At 34.1% G+C, this 20,003-nt stretch carries 18 protein-coding genes; 6 read left to right on the top strand and 12 right to left on the bottom strand.

Annotated features, from left to right (window positions below):
- Positions 1-666 precede the first annotated feature (666 nt).
- Positions 667-1,080: a DoxX family protein gene (locus tag A9G03_RS01780; protein ID WP_065798266.1), complete on the bottom strand. Its 414-nt coding sequence runs from the start codon at positions 1,078-1,080 to the stop codon at positions 667-669.
- Positions 1,081-1,220: 140 nt separating this feature from the next.
- On the opposite strand from A9G03_RS01780, the gene A9G03_RS01775 reads away from it, so the two are divergent.
- The 3 genes from A9G03_RS01775 to A9G03_RS01765 all read left to right on the top strand — a co-directional run bounded on the left by A9G03_RS01775 (position 1,221) and on the right by A9G03_RS01765 (position 4,097).
- Positions 1,221-2,123: a LysR family transcriptional regulator gene (locus tag A9G03_RS01775; protein ID WP_065798265.1), complete on the top strand. Its 903-nt coding sequence runs from the start codon at positions 1,221-1,223 to the stop codon at positions 2,121-2,123.
- A 128-nt stretch (positions 2,124-2,251) separates the two neighbouring features.
- A complete protein-coding gene (locus A9G03_RS01770; RefSeq protein WP_065798264.1) occupies positions 2,252-3,133 on the top strand; it encodes a DUF4261 domain-containing protein in 882 nt (293 codons plus the stop codon).
- Positions 3,134-3,206: 73 nt separating this feature from the next.
- Complete coding sequence (locus tag A9G03_RS01765; RefSeq protein WP_065798263.1) at positions 3,207-4,097, top strand: DUF4261 domain-containing protein; 891 nt, start codon at positions 3,207-3,209, stop codon at positions 4,095-4,097.
- A 133-nt stretch (positions 4,098-4,230) separates the two neighbouring features.
- On the opposite strand, the gene A9G03_RS01760 is transcribed toward A9G03_RS01765, so the two are convergent.
- From A9G03_RS01760 to A9G03_RS01750, 3 genes are all read right to left on the bottom strand, one after another.
- Entirely contained in the window at positions 4,231-4,515 is a 285-nt protein-coding gene (locus A9G03_RS01760) for a hypothetical protein (protein ID WP_065634630.1), read from the bottom strand.
- A gap of 233 nt (positions 4,516-4,748) precedes the next feature.
- Positions 4,749-5,576 (bottom strand): phosphoenolpyruvate hydrolase family protein, encoded by an 828-nt coding sequence (locus A9G03_RS01755; RefSeq protein ID WP_065798262.1) that lies wholly within the window; start codon positions 5,574-5,576, stop codon positions 4,749-4,751.
- Between the two features lie 12 nt (positions 5,577-5,588).
- Complete coding sequence (locus tag A9G03_RS01750; protein ID WP_065798261.1) at positions 5,589-6,797, bottom strand: Tm-1-like ATP-binding domain-containing protein; 1,209 nt, start codon at positions 6,795-6,797, stop codon at positions 5,589-5,591.
- A gap of 181 nt (positions 6,798-6,978) precedes the next feature.
- Between A9G03_RS01750 and A9G03_RS01745 the strand changes: the two genes are divergently transcribed.
- Positions 6,979-7,611, top strand: a complete 633-nt coding sequence (locus A9G03_RS01745) for a TetR/AcrR family transcriptional regulator (protein WP_065798260.1) — start codon at positions 6,979-6,981, stop codon at positions 7,609-7,611.
- A gap of 558 nt (positions 7,612-8,169) precedes the next feature.
- Here the strand turns inward: A9G03_RS01745 and A9G03_RS01740 are convergent.
- Complete coding sequence (locus tag A9G03_RS01740; RefSeq protein WP_065634626.1) at positions 8,170-8,631, bottom strand: MarR family winged helix-turn-helix transcriptional regulator; 462 nt, start codon at positions 8,629-8,631, stop codon at positions 8,170-8,172.
- 3 nt (positions 8,632-8,634) lie between these two features.
- Positions 8,635-9,066: a hypothetical protein gene (locus tag A9G03_RS01735; protein ID WP_065798259.1), complete on the bottom strand. Its 432-nt coding sequence runs from the start codon at positions 9,064-9,066 to the stop codon at positions 8,635-8,637.
- Between the two features lie 763 nt (positions 9,067-9,829).
- On the opposite strand from A9G03_RS01735, the gene A9G03_RS01730 reads away from it, so the two are divergent.
- Entirely contained in the window at positions 9,830-10,159 is a 330-nt protein-coding gene (locus A9G03_RS01730) for a hypothetical protein (RefSeq protein ID WP_065798258.1), read from the top strand.
- Between the two features lie 220 nt (positions 10,160-10,379).
- Here the strand turns inward: A9G03_RS01730 and A9G03_RS01725 are convergent, their stop codons facing one another.
- Both A9G03_RS01725 and crcB read right to left on the bottom strand, forming a co-directional pair.
- Positions 10,380-10,778: a SulA-like leucine-rich domain-containing protein gene (locus A9G03_RS01725; RefSeq protein WP_065798257.1), complete on the bottom strand. Its 399-nt coding sequence runs from the start codon at positions 10,776-10,778 to the stop codon at positions 10,380-10,382.
- Between the two features lie 105 nt (positions 10,779-10,883).
- Positions 10,884-11,261: a fluoride efflux transporter CrcB gene (crcB, locus tag A9G03_RS01720; RefSeq protein ID WP_065634622.1), complete on the bottom strand. Its 378-nt coding sequence runs from the start codon at positions 11,259-11,261 to the stop codon at positions 10,884-10,886.
- A 463-nt stretch (positions 11,262-11,724) separates the two neighbouring features.
- On the opposite strand from crcB, the gene A9G03_RS01715 reads away from it, so the two are divergent.
- Positions 11,725-12,333: a riboflavin synthase gene (locus tag A9G03_RS01715; RefSeq protein WP_065798256.1), complete on the top strand. Its 609-nt coding sequence runs from the start codon at positions 11,725-11,727 to the stop codon at positions 12,331-12,333.
- A 112-nt stretch (positions 12,334-12,445) separates the two neighbouring features.
- Here the strand turns inward: A9G03_RS01715 and mmuM are convergent, their stop codons facing one another.
- The 4 genes from mmuM to mfd all read right to left on the bottom strand — a co-directional run bounded on the left by mmuM (position 12,446) and on the right by mfd (position 19,869).
- Positions 12,446-13,387 (bottom strand): homocysteine S-methyltransferase, encoded by a 942-nt coding sequence (gene mmuM, locus A9G03_RS01710; protein WP_065798255.1) that lies wholly within the window; start codon positions 13,385-13,387, stop codon positions 12,446-12,448.
- A complete protein-coding gene (gene mmuP, locus A9G03_RS01705; RefSeq protein ID WP_065634619.1) occupies positions 13,380-14,777 on the bottom strand; it encodes an S-methylmethionine permease in 1,398 nt (465 codons plus the stop codon). The genes mmuM and mmuP overlap by 8 nt, the downstream gene beginning before the upstream one ends.
- A 91-nt stretch (positions 14,778-14,868) precedes the next feature.
- The gene (locus A9G03_RS01700; protein ID WP_065798254.1) at positions 14,869-16,374 is read right to left on the bottom strand and encodes a YdgA family protein; all 1,506 of its coding nucleotides are present in this window, start codon (positions 16,372-16,374) and stop codon (positions 14,869-14,871) included.
- Between the two features lie 36 nt (positions 16,375-16,410).
- Complete coding sequence (gene mfd / locus A9G03_RS01695; RefSeq protein WP_065798253.1) at positions 16,411-19,869, bottom strand: transcription-repair coupling factor; 3,459 nt, start codon at positions 19,867-19,869, stop codon at positions 16,411-16,413.
- Between the last annotated feature and the right edge of the window lie 134 nt (positions 19,870-20,003).

Raw genomic sequence — 20,003 nt, 5'->3', positions numbered from 1 at the left:
TGGTTATCATATAGTCTATGTTATAGGGAATTTTCGCTTTTATTATTTCCAACGACAGGCATTCTTTTTGCCTTTGCAATTCGATATTATCAATTACATAGAAAAACGTACCAAGGTAAAAAACAGAAATTTTTTGATGTGATCTATTTTATCTTACCGTTTTTGTCTACATGTTTTTGGCCTGTTTATCTGATTATCCCTACTATGATTGAGTAAACTTCTAAATAATGCATGTAAACAAAGTAGCGGTTAGTCTTTTTTCTAACGATACGATTTATCGTATTTATCCCAAGTAGGGTTATGATGCAAAGTTTGGGATAAATTATATCGATGTTTCAACTGTCAATTTTTATGATTGGCTAACCACAGTAAATCAAAAAAATTATTATAATAACGCGGTAACATAAGGGGGATAAACCTAAGCAATTAAGCTTAAATTGTCCCATGATATTGCCCACAGTAATTGGGCATGAACAACGTGGTAAAGTGATTAAAAAAAGCACACAAAGCACACAAAATTGTTAGCGCTATTATTGAAGAGATGAGCGTAAATTAATTTTTTTAATATTTTCATCTAACTGTATTAGGAAAGGCAATAAGCTTGTTGCTTAATTTTGCCTTTCCCCCTGTTTTTTCTTATTAACTTTTTAATTTATTGTTTGATTTTTATAGCTGATTGATTAATTTATACCTTTTAGGTAAAAGGCTAAAGCATCCAGTACCTAATAGCAATAAACTTAATGCTGTCATTGCCATAAATGCAGGATATTCAAAGCCGCCACCCGTATTAGTAAACATCCATCCATTTGCTGAATGAATATAAGTAATAACAACCATCTGAATTACGGCTAAAAAGCTGACTAAGCGTGTTAAGATCCCTAACAATAATAAAACACCACTCCCAATTTCAAACAAAATAGTTAAATACCCCACAAAACCCGGAAAACCAAGTGACTCAAAGTATTGGGCTGTGCCCGCAGGGGTAAACACAACTAATTTAGTAAAACCATGCGCTAAAAACATGACACCAAGCGTAATGCGTAAAATAAGTGAGGCTAAATCAATTCGATATTGTTTCATTTTATTTTTCCTATATGTTAACAATTATTATCATTTAAATGGTAAGTTCATCATAATAGTTATTTATTTGTAGATAAATAAGCTATTATGTGACTTATTGTCTCATTAAGTGGAACAATTACTTGACTAGGTGAAAATGGATGAATAAATCAAATAAATTTTTGGAGATGACAGTTTTTGTCACCGTTGTTGATTGTAACAGTTTTATTGAAGCAGCGGGTAAATTAAATTTGTCTAAACAAGCGGTATCGCGTTATATTCAAGCTTTAGAAGATCGCCTACAAGTAAGATTATTACAACGTACAACACGTAATATGGTTGTAACTAATGAAGGACAAACCTTTTACTGGCAAGCAAAAGCCATTATTAATGCTACACTAGAAGCAGAAGAAAGTCTGAGTTTAAAGCAAGCTAGCCCACAAGGTATTTTACGCGTTAATGTTCCTGTTAGTTTTGGTGTTTTGCATTTAGCACCATTATGGCAAAAATTTAGCAAAAAATATCCTCAAATCATTTTAGATATCACTCTATCAGATCGCTTTGTTAACTTATTGGAAGAGGGATATGACCTAGCTATTCGAATTGGTAATTTAGACAATTCTTCTTTAATTAGTCGTAAATTAGCTACAACTAAAATGATTGTAGCCGCTTCTCCTAATTATATTGCTCATTATGGCATGCCAATTAATCCAGATGATCTTAAACAACATAAAATTATTATGTACAGTCACTGGGCAAAAAAAGAGCAATGGAATTTTTATCAAAATAATCGCTGTTATTCGGTAAATTTGAGTGCAAATGTCTATTGTAATAATGGCGATACATGCCGACAAATAATACTTCAAGGTGGTGGTATTTCAAAGCAGCCAGACTTCATTATTGGTCAAGATGTTAAAGCCGGCCAGTTAGTTTCGGTTTTAACTAATTATTATGTTGAAGATTATAATATTTATGCAATGTATCCAAGCCGTAAATTATTACCACTTCGTACTCGTTGCTTAATCGACTTTTTAATCAGTGAGCTTGAACATGTACAGTGGTAAAGTTGTTGTTGAAAAAAACGATACTATTTGAAAAAAATAGATAAATAATATAATGTATACATAAAATGATTAAAGTCATATTTTGTTATAAATAATGTTATAACACAACAATGTATTAGGAAATTTTCATGAGTATTTTGTCTAGACTGTTTACTTTTAAAAAAAGTAATGTAGCGCAATCAGACAGTGTGATCATTGAAAATTCCGCTATAAAAAATCCGCTTTCATTAACTATTTTAGTTGATCGTACTCTCTCTTTTGATTTCAATAAATTAACTCGATCTCTAGGCAAAGTTGATTCTTCAATGAAGAAAGTCAAGTTCCAGTCTTTGCCTTGTGGCAAGGGTGAAGCATTTAATGCTTTAGCGAGTTGGAACCAACATTTAATTAAAGTTGTTGGTTTTGATACGGCTTGCTCACCCGAGGTAGTAAAGCAAAGTATTGAATTTGCCAAGGATAATCAAGATTTAATTCAAACGATTAAAAATCATAATAGCCATATTATAATCTCTTATCATGGTTATGAAGACGATCTTATTAAACAGTATTTGATATTAACGCAATTTGCTATTGGCTTTGAACATTTTAATATGGTAGGGCTACTTAACCTAAAGGCACATACTATTTTGTCAACTCATGTGGTTAGTGCGTTAGTCGAGAGTGATAATGGGATTGAATTACTTTGTGAATGTTTACCCCTATTTTTTGTCGGTTTTAAAGCCATGAAAGTAGATATTCATACTGGCATCTGTATGCGAACTTATGGTGCTGGTCAGCTAGGATTTCCCGATTTTGCTGCGTTTGCTGAAAGTTTTGATGAAACTGATAAATACCTAAATATATTCAATAAGTTATTATTGTATTTGCATCAGACTCATGCAGAAATAGCAGCAGGGCATACTATCGAAGATGATCGCGGTAAAATAATGCTTTTGCGTGAACCCTCAGCAGAAGAGGGCTTTTTAAAAGATGGAAGTTTGGTATTAGTGGCGCAATATCGTAAAGTATAATTCTCAATAACATCCTGCACTAATGACAATTTAGTGCTTATTTTTTGATTGTATATGATAAAGGAAGGTATCAATGAATTTTTTTTCACGTCTTTTTGGTAAAAAAAACAAATCAATGTTAGAGAGTGGCACATTAGTGGCTAATCCAAATATTGACAATGCCATAAGCCTAAGTGTTTTGTTTAAGGGCAAATTGGATTTTGATAAAAATCAATTAAAAGAAGCGCTACTTAAGATAGATCCTTCAATAAAAAATATTCAATATGAAACACCATTCGAGCAATTAGATGGAGGATGTTACTTGTTAATTGGTTGGGATAAACATGTTATTCAATTAATTGGTATGAATCATCCTTATCCTGCCAATGCGTTAGAGCCTTGTATTGCCTCAGCACATTATAGCCAAGATATCAAAGAACAAGTTCGTCATCACGATAGTCATTTAATGTTATTTTATAAAGGCTATGAGCAAGATGTCCTCGAACAATATTTAGCATTGGCGCGTTTAGCAGCAAGTTTTGCAACGTTTAATGCGTTAGCCGTCATAAATGAGCAAGCTCATACTTCTTTCCCAATTGAATCACTGTTAGAATTAGTTACTGATGAAGATGGAATTGATTTACTATCCACTTCTTTACCAACATTGTTCTGTGGGTTTGTTAAATATCAAGTAGAAAACGTCGACGGTGTCTGGATGCGTACCTATGGTGCCGATGCATTTGGGCTGCCAGATTTTGCTGTATTAGCGAAAAGTCATGATGAAAGCGAATACTACTTTACGTTATTTAGTAATGTGCTCAATTATTTACGTGAAAGTGGTGCAACCATGGTTGCGGGCGATACAATGGAATGTGGCGATGACAAAATGATGTCTCTACGCGCACCAAATAATGATGAATCTTTCCTAAAAGATGAAGGTAATGTGCTCGTTGTTGAAATCCATGATAGTCAAGTTAATTCTTAATTGAATGACTCACTCATTTGCGATGACATTATCAACGTAATGGTTTTTATCATTTTTAATTTCATTATCTATGATTAAATAAATTAAAAAATCATTATAAATTTATGAAAAATGATATCACTTAGCATTGATATCATTTTTTCATGGTAATGACAATATCGCCAGGACTAAGTCGAATATGTTTGCCATGATATTGGTATTCTATCCATAAATTCGGATTGTTCGATTCACAATCATTCATGATTCGGAATTCACTGTAACCGGTGTGCTGATCCAAAATGGGCAAAATGTTGTCAATATGACCTTGAAAATCATGTTTATCGAGATAAATAATTAACTGTTTTATTAACGCTAACTTTCGATCAAATACAGAATGATGTTTCTGATATGATTCAATAAAATTAAGAATGTCTAGCATTTGCTACCTTTATACGAAGTTAAATCAAGTTATTATGTGTAGTTATACTTGGCCTTTTATCTGTTATCAATTATTTTATCAAATTTGATTGAATCTTTATCTCGATCTTTTGGGTACTATGGCTATACGTATTTTATAAAGAATATTGCTTGAGGTATTTAATGTTAAAGTAACGGCTCTAGGATGATTGAGCCGTTCTTTAATAATTTTGTGCAGTTTTTGGCGATTATAGATTAACGACGAATCGCTTTAAATTGCTGGGTGGTCTGTTTTAGAGCAATTTCGGTCGGTAAACGTTCCATTGAGCTTGCACCATAGAAACCATTACAATCTGGACAATTTTGTAAAATATACTCAGCATCTTCAGGGGTTGCAATTGGACCACCATGACATAGTATGATGATATCAGGTCGAATTGCCTTCGCTGCTTTTGCCCATTGATTAATTAGTGGTACACAGTCAGCAAGTTTTAGTGCAGTTTCTGCCCCGATACTTCCGCCGGTTGTTAGTCCCATATGAGGTACTAAAATATCTGCGCCGGCTTTTGCCATATCAATAGCATTTTGTTCACTAAATACATAAGGTGTTGTCAGTAAATCTTTTTGATTTGCTTGACGAATCATCTCAACTTCTAACGCATACCCCATGCCTGTTTCTTCAAGATTTGCCCTAAAGTTACCATCGATTAAACCAACAGTTGGAAAGTTTTGTACTCCCGCAAAACCGGTTTCTTTTAATTTATCTAAAAACTGATCAAATTGACAAAATGGGTCTGTACCATTTACGCCAGCTAGCACAGGGGTATTTTTAACTACCGGTAACACTTCTTTTGCCATATCCATAACAATTTCGTTGGCATTACCATAAGCGAGTAAACCGGCTAATGATCCTCTTCCCGCCATGCGATAACGTCCAGAATTATAGATAACAATGAGATCGATGCCTCCTGCTTCTTCACATTTTGCCGATAATCCTGTACCTGCTCCTCCACCTATGATTGGTTGACCTTTAGCAATCATATCGTGAAATTTTTTTAATAACTGTGCGCGTTTACTTGCCATAATTCTCTCCATTTATTTCATTATTTTTTTAAATTCATTGATAATTAGATCACAAAACTGTGGTGAGTTTATGTGATAAGGAACTTTAATTAATCGTCTTTTTTCGGTGACCATATACGTTTTTTCGAACTCTTCAATAAAGGCTTTGTTAGCGTCAGGTGACCAAAACGCACCGCCTTTTATATCTAAGGCTGAAAATCCTTCTTCGGGGATGATAAAGGTGACATATCCTTGGCATTGGTTAAGTTTATTTGCAATCCAATTCGCCATTTGTTGATTTTCTTCTGGTGTGGTTCTCATTAATGTTACTTGCGGATTGTGTGGATAGAACAATCGATTTTGATATTTTTCAGGAATGGTATCAGGGCTTGCAAAATTAACCATATCGAGTGCCCCACAAGATCCAATATAAGGTATTTGGCTTCTAGCTATCGCATCAAAACGATCATCATCGCAAGCCAATACACCGCCAAATAAATAGTCGCATACTTCGGTTGTTGTAATGTCAAGCACGCCATGTAAAAGGTGGCTATCGGCTAATTTTTCCATTGCCTTTCCACCACTACCAGTGGCATGAAAAATTAAGCAATCATATTGATCATGAAGCTGAGCTGAAACAGATTGTACACATGGCGTTGTCACACCGAACATCGTTAACCCTATCGCTGGTTTATCTTCGACCAATTCTTGCTTTTTAAATAATATTGAACCAGCGATAAAGTTTGCTGCATTGCTTAAAATTTTTCTTGAGATAACGTTTATCCCGGCAATATCAGTAACTGAGTACATCATGGCAATATCACTAGCACCGATATAACCCGAAATGTCACCCGATGCCATGGTTGATACCATCAATTTAGGTATACCAATTGCTAATGACTGCATAGCCGGTGTGATTAATGCTGTGCCGCCTGAACCGCCCAACCCCAGTATTGCACCAATATCGTTTTGTTTAGATAAAAATAGCTCAAAAGCTTTCGCCATTGCGACAATGGCTTTTCCTCTATCTCCACAAAAAACAGCACCACTACCTTCAGGATGAAAACTAGCAATCAGACTGGCACTGACATCAGCTAGATGATTAAAAGCATGGGGCTGCGTTGATAAGTCGACAATTTTACAGCTTAAATTTTTTTCAGCGAGCAGGTTTTTAATATAAACAATTTCTTCCCCTTTGGTATCAAGTGTCGATACTAAATAAATCATATTGTTAGATGTCATTTATCCCTCCTTTATGGATAAATTAAAATTCGATACTTTGACCTATGGGGTGATAGTCTGCCACATATTATAAATCAAAAATGAGACTTTAGTCTCATTTTTGTTAAATCATAAAATTTATTGAATACCAAAAATTGAAGTATGATATATACATTAAAAATGTAATTAGAAAATTGACCGTATGACTCATAACAGCTTAGCTTCATCACCTAAATATAGCGGTGTGAAAAAACGAACGTTTGATCGTTTAATCAATACTGCACTAAATGCCCTAGAGCAGGGGTGTGAACTGACGATTACTGAACTTGCAGATAAATCGGGCATATCTAGAGCCACAGCTTATCGTTACTTTCCAACTCAAAGCGACTTAATTGCTGCTGTTGTAGAAAGCGCATTAGAGCCGATCTTTAACTGGCAATCAGATAATCAAGATCCAGATCAACAAATATTGGATTTTTTAGCTTTTGCCTTTCCACAAATGTTAAAACATGAAGGGGCACTTCGTGCAGCATTAAGAATTTCATTACAACAATGGGCAGCAGAAAGAACAACTTTATCTCAACAAAGTGATAAATTAGTTCGTGGTAATCGGAAGGAGATTTTATCAACTATTTTAAAACCGCTTAAATCTCAAATGCCTGAACAAATCTATAATAATGTTTTGCATGCGATTTCGGTTATTTATGGGTCAGAAATATTTTTAGTGCTTAAAGATATCTGGAAACTCGATAACCAACAGGTAGTATCTTTGTCACAATGGATGGCTAAAGCAGTTATTAATCAAGCTAAACAAGATGCGCTAAAAACTCAATAAACGCAGTATGCTATCCGCTCAACGCTCTAATTAATGGAACTACATTAAAGTTTATTGAATATGTTGATAATGATATTAATCTACAATAAAAGTGTATTATTAGCGCAAAGTAAAATGATAAAAAATACCTTAGCTTTATCTGCACCTATCAAAGTGAGAACATCAACTTAGCTTAATTAAAACAAACAAAAACGTTAAAAGCATATTGGAAAACAGATAGTGCTTATTGCCTTATCTTTTTCCAACAATAAAATTGAAAATAGTATTGAGTATGTAATGCTGATTACCTCTAAACTTAAAGTGCTATGATTTATTATCCAGCGTGTTTATATGTAGACCAACCTAAAATAACTAGATGCAACTAGGCTTTTATCCGCAAAAATGATAATAACAAGTAAAACGCTAGCACGCTAAAACTTAGTACAGACTTTTATTCAATAGTGATTGATGAAGAAGAGGGAAAAATTAAAAATAAATCTGTGGGATTTGCCTCATCCGGTTGTTGTTGTTTATTAAGTTGTTTAATCGACTATGGCTAACTTGTTATATAGCACAAGTTTAATGATTACCGTCTAACAATTTTGATAGCATTTGATGAAAAATTGCAGTGTTATTGCCCAATACCGAAAAAAATTGATTATCGATCTCTTCTACTAAAGATACTGTTTCATTGGCTTTATCTAAACCACTTTGTGTCAAATTAATACGTTTTGCTCGGCTATCTTTGATTGAGGTGGATCGGTTTACTAACCCTTTTTTTTCTAAATTATCTAAAATTTGCGAAATTGTCATGACATCAATATTGGTTTTGGTCGCTAATATTACTTGGGTTATTTCGTCATCAGATTGGGAAAGATAAGCAAGCGTTGCCAGTACAATAAATTGGGGGTGAGTAATCGCGTATTTTTTTAGACATTGTTTAATTTTGGTCTGCCAGGACGAATAAGTTCGCATAAAGACAAATCCTAATGAGTCAGCGTCTTTTACAAATTGTGTGTGAAACTTATTGTCCTGAATCATCATTTACCTTTCAACTAAATTTTTTAATGCATATGTTTTGTCAATAATATCATCAGACAGTTGTTTTATGAAATGATAAGATGCACTATCCGCTACGTTTTGATTAGGCTTTAATGATATTTCTGATTTTAATGCATATTGATTTGTTGCAATTGACACAATTTGATGTGAAAAATAGAAAACACCCATATCAGGCATCTTAAATTGTTCAGTAAATTCTTGATTAACGATAACCTTTGATAAAGTAACGGGCATTTCTGGTGTATTTTGTAATTTAAATATACCTTCTGCACCCGTTTTCATCTCACCGAATAATTTAAAATCCTCCAGATCGGTTTCCCACAATTTTCTTAAAGATAAATCAACATAATATTGCCATACGTGTTCAGGTTTAGCCGTAGTAGGGAGTAAAAACGAGGTTGTAATAGTATTCATAGTGTTCTTCCATGATTTTAATAAGTGTTATTATTATAAGTATACATATTAAATTAGTAAAGTATATTCTTGGAATTTTTTATTATTAATAACGGTACAATAATTGATTGATTAATTCGTTGAATACCAGCTAGATTTTTGCCGTAGCGATTTATTTATCATTTAGGTTTTAAATTAAATTATCTACGGCATACTCATGTTTGCCTATCTAAACCTGTTATTTTGTCAATTAAGGCTTTTATAATGTAAATTAAATGGTTTTTATGGTGGAAAACTCTTGTAAAGAGTAATGGTTAAAAAAATGGTTAACATTTGATTTTAAATGTTTTATAGGTAGATTGCACGATAAGTGTCATGCATGTCATTATCCATTACATTTAATAAACAGTACTAAATAGCTGACAAGTATTGATTAATAGTTTTGGTTTTTAGCACTTTTATCGTAGAATGCCCAGCAATATTTTAACTATATATACCTAGTGATGAATCTAATTATGTTAAGCATTCATTATGCTAGTTAGACTTTCACTTTATCAAATCAGATTTGCTTTTAAACTTAGTAATTCGTAATAAAATTGTTTATTGATCAAATAAGACAAATATTAAGCTCATCAAAATCGTTGATCTTTGCTTAGTATTTGAAAGCAACACATTTTAAATAGTACTTTAATATCAGTTGTAGATTATCCCTATTAATTTTATGTTCAACGTGAACTAAAAATGTTAATTGTCAATTTTTTTGAAATATCCTAGGAGATAAGCAATGAGAGAGGATAGTAGTATCTATAATGGTATAAGCCAAATTTTACTTAATGTCGCGCCAATAGAAGCGAAAAAAGTGATTATGAAAGCTAAATTCTTATCAAATGATCAGCGTTGCCATTATGAATATGATTATATCAACGATCTTAATGAAAGAAATTGGTTTACGACCCCAAGATATGTGAATCTAGGAATATTAAGTTATCTAATCAAATTAAGGCAATTTCATCTCGATAATAATTTAACTAACGGTAAGACAATATGGACAGGATGTGAATTGATGATTGATTTAGATAAAAATAGAGTAAATATTAATTTTATGTACGATTAAATGACCAAGCAACTAAAAAGATCCCAAAAAAAGATCTTTTTAGTTGTTTAAACTCACCCTTGTATGATGTTAACGCTATATTTATTGATTTAACTTTGTTTGCATAAAATAAATATTCGCAGTTAACTATGAATTTTCTTTAAACTTGTCATTAAACAGCTAATAGTAAACTTGGTAATTTAATGACCAAATAAGGTTACGCCGGTAAAACTCAAAATGATTAATGATATTGTAGCTGCTGCTGATATTGTTCATCATTAACTAATAATAAGCATGTATCACTTTCTGAAACAGCTTTTTGTAAGCGCTGTTTATCTTGTTCATTCAAATTATGAATACAAGCAGCAATATAGCTACAAGTTTTGCTTTGCAGGGCTTTTTCGATAGTTGCAATTAAATTTTCATTTTTCAAATTTGCTAATTGAATTACTTTTTGTTTATCAAGCCCAGCTGTATTAAACCATGAACGTTTTAACATCGGTCTATCTGAAAGCCATAATTGCCATTTTTTGGCTTTATTTAATGATTTTAATAAAGATTGCTGTTGTTGTAATAATTGTTGAAAAGGTGATTCAAAATCAACCGCAATAAGTTGTGGAGTTGAATGTTCAATAAACATAATAACCTCTAAACTGTATTTATATACAGTGTATATTAATACAGTATTTTGCGGTTGTAAACTCTGTTTGATGATTCTTTTAAGGTAAATTTGTTAAAATAAAAATTAAGAACGAAAATATTGATAAGACAAAATACCTAAAAAAGTCATTAATATTGAACCAATAACGTGAACAGCAATGGTTGTTAGTGCCCAAGTTATTTTACCTTCTTGTATAAAGTTAACTATTTCGGCTGAAAATGTTGAAAAGGTCGATAAACCACCACAAAAACCAGTAATAACCAGTAGCCGCCATTCTGCTGAAAGATGACTATGCGTAAAAAAAGCAATAGCAAAACCGATAACGTAACCAGCAATCAGATTAGACAATAAGGTACCAATAGGAATGGCAAAGGCAATCACATTTAATTTTAATGATAAAAACCATCTCAATAATCCTCCAGCCACAGAACCCACTGAAATAGCTAAAATAAGTTTTAACATATAAATATCCTTACAAATTCGATAGTTTTATTTAATGATGCTTTATCTGTTTTGTTGACAATAGTGATTAACTATAACCGAGATCATAACAAAATGTATACCACGGGTTATAATCTTATTATTAGCTAAGCAATAAAATTATATGAGACTTTATTTCGATGATTTAATCATCTTCAGGACCAATAATTCAATGACAATTAAGGCAAATAGCTGTCTATAAATAAGCTCTATTTTATTTTCTTAGCGTTACTATCCTGTTTAGTCAATTTATTACTATTTTCAGTCAAAAATATGCAATTAAGCTTGTTTTTGTACCATAAATGACGCATGGATTAGTGGCAAACTGTTTAAACATATTATTTTATAGGGCTTTCAAACTCGGTTAACTATGCTATTTCTAGCTAATTTTGTACTAAATAAGTTAAAATAATAACGAATAACCGTTTTTTATTAAGGATACATTATGTTTACAGGAATTGTGCAAGGTGTGGGGCAAATTATTGATATTATCGATCACGATAAACTACGCACTTATAAGGTTAAATTGCCTGATGAGCTAAATCACAATTTGAAAATTGGCGCGTCTATTGCCAATGATGGTTGTTGCTTAACTGTGACCGGTTTTGAACAAGATTGGGTGTCGTTTGACATTATGCAAGAAACCTTAGCACTTACCACATTGGGCGCTAAAAAAATTAATGATTACGTTAATATTGAGCGTAGTGCAAAATATGGTGATGAAATAGGAGGGCATGTTATGTCCGGACATATTTCTTGTGTGGCAACCATTACCGATATTCAAAAAACAGCAACTAATTGTCAAATGACTTTAGCTATGCCAGCCCAATTTATGAAATATGTGCTCTATAAAGGATTTATTGGTGTTGATGGTGCCAGCTTAACTGTTGGTGATATACAGCAAAATTGTTTTAATTTACATCTTATTCCTGAAACATTAGCAATCACCACGTTAGATAGCAAAAAAATAGGTGATCATGTCAATATTGAAATAGATTCGCAAACACAAGCAATTGTTGATACCGTCGAACGAGTTCTAGCGGCAAGAACTTAAAACTAAGCCCATTTATTGTTGATATAAACCCATCAAATCCCTATTGATGGGCGATAAAACTTTACACTATTCATCTATCACATTTATCAATAGGTTTTATAAGCTTAATGGTTTATTGATGATTTAATAACGCTGTTATTTCTACAATATCCTTTGGTGTGGTTTGGCAACATCCACCGATTAATTTTGCACCGAGTTTTGTCCATATATCAATTTGATTTGCAAAGGTACAGCAATGTTGATGGTTTTTATGCCATTGCTTGGTGTTAGGATCGTATTGTTCACCAGAATTAGGGTAAACAATAATAGGCTTAGTTGTAAGCTTACTTATTACCGCTAATGCTGGTGTGACTTTTTCTAACGCGATGCAATTAATGCCAACACTCACAATCTGATCGACGTTATTTAAATAGTTAATCACCTTTGATATAGGGGTACCATCACTTAAATGATTTTCATCTTTTAACGTTAAAGAAAACCAACAAGTTATAGTTGGGAATTGTGCAATAAGCTTGGTTAACGCTTGAATTTCAGGAAAAGAGGGTAACGTTTCACAAGCAAGAATATCGACTTTAGCCTCAATTAACGCTTTAATTCGCTCAAAATGGAATTGAATAAATTGCTGTTCAGTTAGTTGATAATCGCCGGTATATTCTGAACCATCCGCCAAATAAGCACCATAAGGGCCGACTGAGCCTGCAATTAGCAGTGGCTTATTATCAGTTAGCTCATTTAAATAACGTTGTTTGGCTTGCTTAGCAAGTTCAACACTTGTTTTGATTAAGGCTATGGACTGTTTTAAATCAAGGCCTTTTTTTGCAAACCCGAGCGGAGTAGCTTGATAACTCGCCGTGATAGCACAATCAGCGCCAGCTTTAAAATATTCATAATGGACTTGACTGATTAATTCGGGTTGCTCAATGAGCACTTTAGCAGACCACAAACTATCATTTAAATCACAACCACGTCGTTGTAGTTCGCTGGCAAGCGCACCATCAATAACAATATATTCTTTCTGCTTTAACAAAGCAGCTATGGGATTACAACTATTCATTGGTATGACTCTTTTTTTGATATTTTTCAGTGAAATGATGCGCAATAAAACAAACAATAACAAAAGGAATACCACAATATAATGCAATACGTTGCTCTGGATCGAAGGCGAGCCCCACACAGGCAATTAAGCATAATATAAAACCTAATATAGGCACAATTGGGTATAGTGGGGCTTTATATTTTAATGTTTTTAGCTCAGCGGCTGAAAGTTGTTTTCTAAAAAAGTAGTGTGAAGCACAAATGCTTAACCACACTGCAACTACGGCAAATCCGGAAATAGCAGTTAGTGCAACAAATACCGTATCGGGCGCAATAACACTTGAAAATAGTGCTAACAGCCCACCTAGCATACTGACGGCGATAGCAATAGTTGGAATGCCTTTACGAGTTAATTTGCTAAAGCATTTTGGCAAGGTACCTTGATTTGAAAGTGACCAAAGCATACGTCCCGATGCATATAACCCAGAGTTTGCTGCTGACAAAATTGCGGTTAAGATAACAAAATTAAAGAGATCAGCGGCATAAGGTAAACCAATATTTTCAAATACCATAACAAATGGACTTTTAATTACGCCAGCTTGATCCATTGGTAATAATGCGGCTAACACAAAAATAGTGCCGACAAAAAAGATAATCAATCTTAAAATTGTGGTTTTAATTGCTAACGGTATGCTTTTTTCAGGATTATGCGTTTCGCCAGCGGCAATGCCTATTAATTCGGTACCAGAAAAAGCAAAATTAACTGAAACCATCGTCATAATAATCGGAATAATTCCATTTGGAAACCAGCCATTATCAGTTATATTATGTAAAAAAGGCGCTGGCATGTCGTTTTTCATTGGAATAAAGCCAAATATTGCAGCTGAGCCAGCAATAATAAAGATAATAATGGTGACCACTTTAATTATTGAAAACCAAAATTCACTTTCCGCAAAAAATTGAGCAGTAATAATATTTAGAGCAAAAATCACGACACAGAAAATTAGACACCAAATCCAAACCGAAACATTAGGAAACCAATACTGCATACATAGGCCAGCAGCAGTAAAGCTAGAACCTAGTGCTACAGTCCAAGTTAACCAATAAAGCCAAGCAACAGTGTAGCCTGTGCCAGGACTGATAAATCGCGACGCATAAGTATGAAATGCGCCTGTTTCGGGCATGGCAACAGCCAGTTCCCCAAGACATAGCATGACTAAATAAACAACTAAAGCACCAATTAAATAGGCGATAATTGCGCCAACTGCGCCGGCTGTTGCGATAATATAACCTGTATTGAAAAATAACCCTGTACCAATCACGCCACCTAGCGATAGCATTATTAAATGCCGAGTTTTCATGGTACGTTTAAATTGATTTTCATTGTGAGAAGGGGAGTTTGTGTTCATAACCTGTTTTTACTTAATGATTTAAAAAACATTGCGCCAGAATTGACCGGCGCAATAGCTTATCTGTTATCAGATTTTATGTGATAGGTAATTATAGATTATTTAAAAATTCATCTTTAGCAATTGCTTTACCATTCACTAAAACCTCATCTTTATCTTTAGAAAAATCTATGTCAGAGAATACGCCTTTGATGTTGTCTTTATTAAATACGAATGTATCAGAACCACTTAAGAACATTTTTGCCATGATTTGAACTGTTTGGTTGGCTTTAGATAGTTGATCTGGCGTGACTTCGTTGCTTTTCGGGTTATCCATTTGTGCAGCAAAACGGGCCATGACATCAAATGGTGCATATAGGCTAAATTGCAATGCATTAATATTATCAATATCGCTGATGGTTAAATCATCACTGTCAACACCAGAAATATCAATATTTGCGGTCATATTTATGTCGCCACTAGCATTGTGAAAATTAAACTTATTCAACGTTACTTTAGTATTAGCTGGATTGCTAGAAGCGTCACTATTATAATTATATAAGCCATTTATATTTGAAAAAATAAATCTTTTATCAACACCTTTAAAATCCAGATCTAAAAGGGTTGAGCCTAAGTTTTGTTGACCAAAAATGATAGAACCAATTGTTGATTTTGTTGAACCATCGACAGTATTGGTTGAGTTAACTGAGGATTTTTGCTTCAAATCAAATTTTTGCAGTTCAACTTGTGACATTAAATTTGAATATTTGTCAGTTGGTATAAAGGTAAATTTATCAAACGTTGTTTCGATATCCATATTAACATCATTCGAATCAATGACACCTTTGCTATTAACATTACTGACTTCAACATTGCCCTGTATATCAAAATCATCCATAATAGTTTTAAAGTTATCAAAGCTAATCTCGTAATTTATCTTGCCTTTCTCACTATTTGGCTGTGCTGATAATTTTAATTTATTTAGTGAAATTGAATTATTATCATTTAATTGATAAACAAATTTGTCTAAATTAGCCGTACTTTTAATGCTTGATGCATCACTATTACTTTCAAATGTGTAGTTTCCTTCAGAAATATCGAGTTTACCGTCAAGCCCATCCCATTGAGCATTGGTCATGGTAATGGCTTTATTGGCCAATGCAACAGTCAAATATTGACCATAACTTACACCAGCATGCCCTGTAATAAGTGGCTTGTCACCAGCAAGTTTCCAAAGTTCAGGGTAGGCCTGTTCGGTCATTGTATAATCTATCCAAGCCATCTGTGGTGTTAAACAACCTTTGCTTAGCGCGGCAATTGGGAATGGACCATGATGGATGGTAATATCATCATTAAATAAATTGATGCTATCATTAGGGGAATCGATAGGCGATAGGGTAATGGTTAAATGCATTTTAGTTGAAAAAATATGCTTTTCATAATTGCTGTAAGCAAATTTCACGGTAAAATCATCTTGATATTTATTGGCAATTTCTGTTATTTGCTCTAACTTACTATCGATGTCTCTTTCAATGATATTACCTGTATACCATGCTGTGCCAACGTATCCAATTCCTAATATTGCAATAATACCAACTGCCAGTGTGCTTTTTTTCATTATATTTCTCTTTTAAATTAATGATGAATTATGTTGTTAAGCTTGATGTTTAGCAAAATCAACCAATAAATTTTTAATATATTCAATACGTTCAAGACGTTGTAATTCTGATTTCAACAATTTTAATCGATTTGTGCCCTCTAGGCGATAATTTTTTGGCTCTTTTTGAATCATTTCTATTAAATAATCGACCGAAATTTTATTGTTAGGGCCAAACTCGATGAAACCGCCTTTTTCACCCAATTCAATTTTAGTAATGCCAAGCTGGCTTGCATGATGACGAATTTTAGTAATGTCTAATAAAAACAAAACAGCATCGGGTAATTGACCAAAACGATCGCGCATTTCCACTTGAATATCGGTTAACTCATCTAAATCATCGACACTTGCGATGCGTTTATACAGGGATAGACGTGTGTTAACATCGGGAATAAAATCATCAGGAATTAATGTTGGTAAGCGTAATTCTATCTCGGTTTGTTGATTATTCAGTAAAGATTCGAGTGTTGGTTCTTTACCTTCCTTTAATGATTTAACGGCATCTTCAAGCAATTCGATATACAAATTAAAACCAATGGTCTCAATTTGCCCACTTTGATCACTGCCGAGCAATTCACCAGCACCACGAATCTCAAGATCGTGCGTTGCGAGGGCAAAACCTGCACCTAAATCTTCTAATGTGGCGATAGCGTCAAGCCGCTTTTTAGCATCTTTACTTAGTAATTTAGGGTGCGGCGTTAACAGATAAGCATAAGCTTGATGGTAAGAACGCCCAACGCGTCCGCGCAGTTGGTGTAATTGTGCCAGACCAAATTTATCTGCACGTTCAATGATAATGGTATTGGCGTTAGGAATGTCAATACCTGTTTCGACAATAGTTGTGCAGACTAGAAGATTAAATCGTTGATGATGAAAATCATTCATTATTCTTTCAAGATCGCGTTCATGCATTTGTCCATGACCAATTGCAATTCGGGCTTCCGGTACCAGTTCGGCTAGTTTTTCAGCGACTGCTTCGATATCTGATACATCATTATGTAAATAGTAGATCTGACCACCACGTAAAATTTCTCGTAAAATGGCTTCACGAATAACTAAATCGTCGTATTCCCGGACAAACGTTTTTACAGCTAAACGGCGAGCTGGTGGCGTTGCAATAATCGAGAGATCGCGCATACCACTCATTGCCATGTTAAGCGTTCTAGGAATTGGCGTTGCAGTCAATGTTAAAATATCAATATTGGCACGCATAGCCTTGATCCGCTCTTTTTGTCGAACCCCAAACCGATGTTCTTCATCAACAATAAGTAAGCCTAAATCTTTCCATTTAACGTCTTCTTGCAGTAATTTATGTGTACCGATGACAATATCTACTTTGCCTTCAGCAAGTGCTTGAATTACTGCTTGTTGCTGTTTTGCTGTTTTAAAGCGGGATAAACTTTCAATACGTATTGGCCAATTGGCAAAACGATCGCAAAAATTTTCATAGTGTTGCTGTGCTAATAGCGTTGTAGGTACTAAAACTGCGGCTTGTTTATGATTAATTACCGCTAAAAAAGCCGCTCGAATGGCAACTTCGGTTTTGCCAAATCCTACATCCCCACATACCAATCTGTCCATAGCATAAGGGGAGCACATATCACCAATAACAGCACCAATGGCATTTTGTTGATCTTCCGTTTCTTGATAAGGAAAAGCTTCACAAAAGAGTTTGTATTGTTCACGATCTTGTTTAAATTCAAAACCAGGTTTGCTTTCACGCTCAGCATAGATATCGAGTAATTCAGCTGCCACATCGCGGACTTTTTCAGCCGCTTTTTGCCGTGCTTTACTCCACGCATCGGTACCCAGTTTATTTAAGGGCGCATTTTCTTCATCGCCACCAGAATAACGACTAATTAGGTTCAGCGACGAAACAGGTACATAAAGTTTAGTTTCGTTAGCATAGAGTAAAATAAGATATTCTGCTGTAATACCACCCGTTTCAAGTGTGGTTAATCCTGCATATCGTCCAACCCCATGTTCTAAATGTACCACTGGTTTACCCGGTGTTAATTCAGCTAAACTACGAATTAAAGAATCAGTATTAATTGATTGTTTTGACTCTTTTTTACGGCGAATAATTCGTCGTCCTAGCAATTCATTTTCTGTGATAAACGCAAAATTGTGCTGTAAATCTATAAATCCTTGTTCGCTTGCGCCAATGATGACAAAAAAGCGATTATCGATATTGTCTAGTTGATCTAATTGGGTAATTGTTGTGGGATAAATACGTAGCCGGCCAAGTATTTCTTGAAGCGCTTCTTTACGTCCTTCTGATTCGACTGAAAAAATAATTTTACCCGCAAATTGCTGACTAAATTGTTCAAAATGAAAATAAGGATCTTTATGTTGAATTTGTATTGCAACATCAGGCAATGCACTAAAAGGTAAGTTAATATTTTTAGTTGATTGATTAACCGCTTCGTTTGCTACAATAAGTCGCGGATAATGTTTAAATTGCGCAAATATTTCATCGGTTTTAGACCAAATAACCGAGGGTGATAATAGTGGACGCATTGGATCAACTTGGCGACTTTCGTATCGCTGATTAATGTCTTGCCAATATTTATTGGCAAACTGTTCAATATTTGCCGTATTAATGATCAAAGTATTATCTAAAAAATATGAAAACAGCGGCACCAACGGCTCACTAAAGAATAACGCTTGCCAATATTCAATACCTGTTGGTAGGATGTTTTTACTGACTTGCTGATAAATGCTTTCTGGCTCTAATCTTACTGCAAATTGTTCACGCCATTGACTACGAAATAGCTCAATAGCTGCTTTATCAAATGGAAATTCATGTGCTGGTAGCAGTTGAATTTGCTCAATTTCTTCAAAAGTGCGTTGGCTTTCAACATCAAAAGTTCGAATGCTATCAATTTCATCATCAAAAAAATCAATACGATAAGGTTTATCACTGCCCATTGGAAAAATATCAAATAATGCGCCTCGTGTGGCATATTCACCATGTTCCATTACTTGACTTACTGAGCGATAACCCGCATTTTCTAATTGTAAACGTAGGTGTTCACGGCTTATCTGTAGACCTTTTTTCATCATGAATACATGCCCACCTAAAAAGCTTTGCGGGCAAACTTTTTGCATTAATGTATTAATTGGTAAGATCAGAGCACCTTTGGTTAAATGACCAAGGTGATATAAGCAAGATAAGCGTGCCGATACAATGTCTTGATGTGGGGAAAAACTGTCATAAGGTAAGGTTTCCCAATCTGGGAAAAAAATAGACGGAAAGGGCGAAAATTGTTTTAGTTCTTCGTGTATGCGTGAGGTTTGTTGCATATCATCGGTAATAATCACCACTAATCCGTTATGAGCTTGAATTGCTTGCGCACAAAATAGTGATAAAGCTGAGCCAACTAGTTGACCACAGTGTTTTATTTCCCCAGGCTTTTGTGGAATAAGTGTTGATATATTGATTGTTTTAGGCATAGGAATTTTTTTTGATATCAAAAAAAGTTATCGAAAGATTATAGCGTAATTACGTGGTTGTTTTCTATAATTGTTTAATCCTGTATGATAAGCAAATTCTATTTAACGAGTAAACTTCATTAAAAGTTTTAGGT

The organism is Gilliamella sp. wkB171 (genome assembly GCF_001693755.1).
In the GTDB taxonomy this organism is placed as follows: Bacteria; Pseudomonadota; Gammaproteobacteria; order Enterobacterales; family Orbaceae; genus Gilliamella; species Gilliamella apicola_F.
This window is presented reverse-complemented; position numbering and strand designations above follow the sequence as displayed.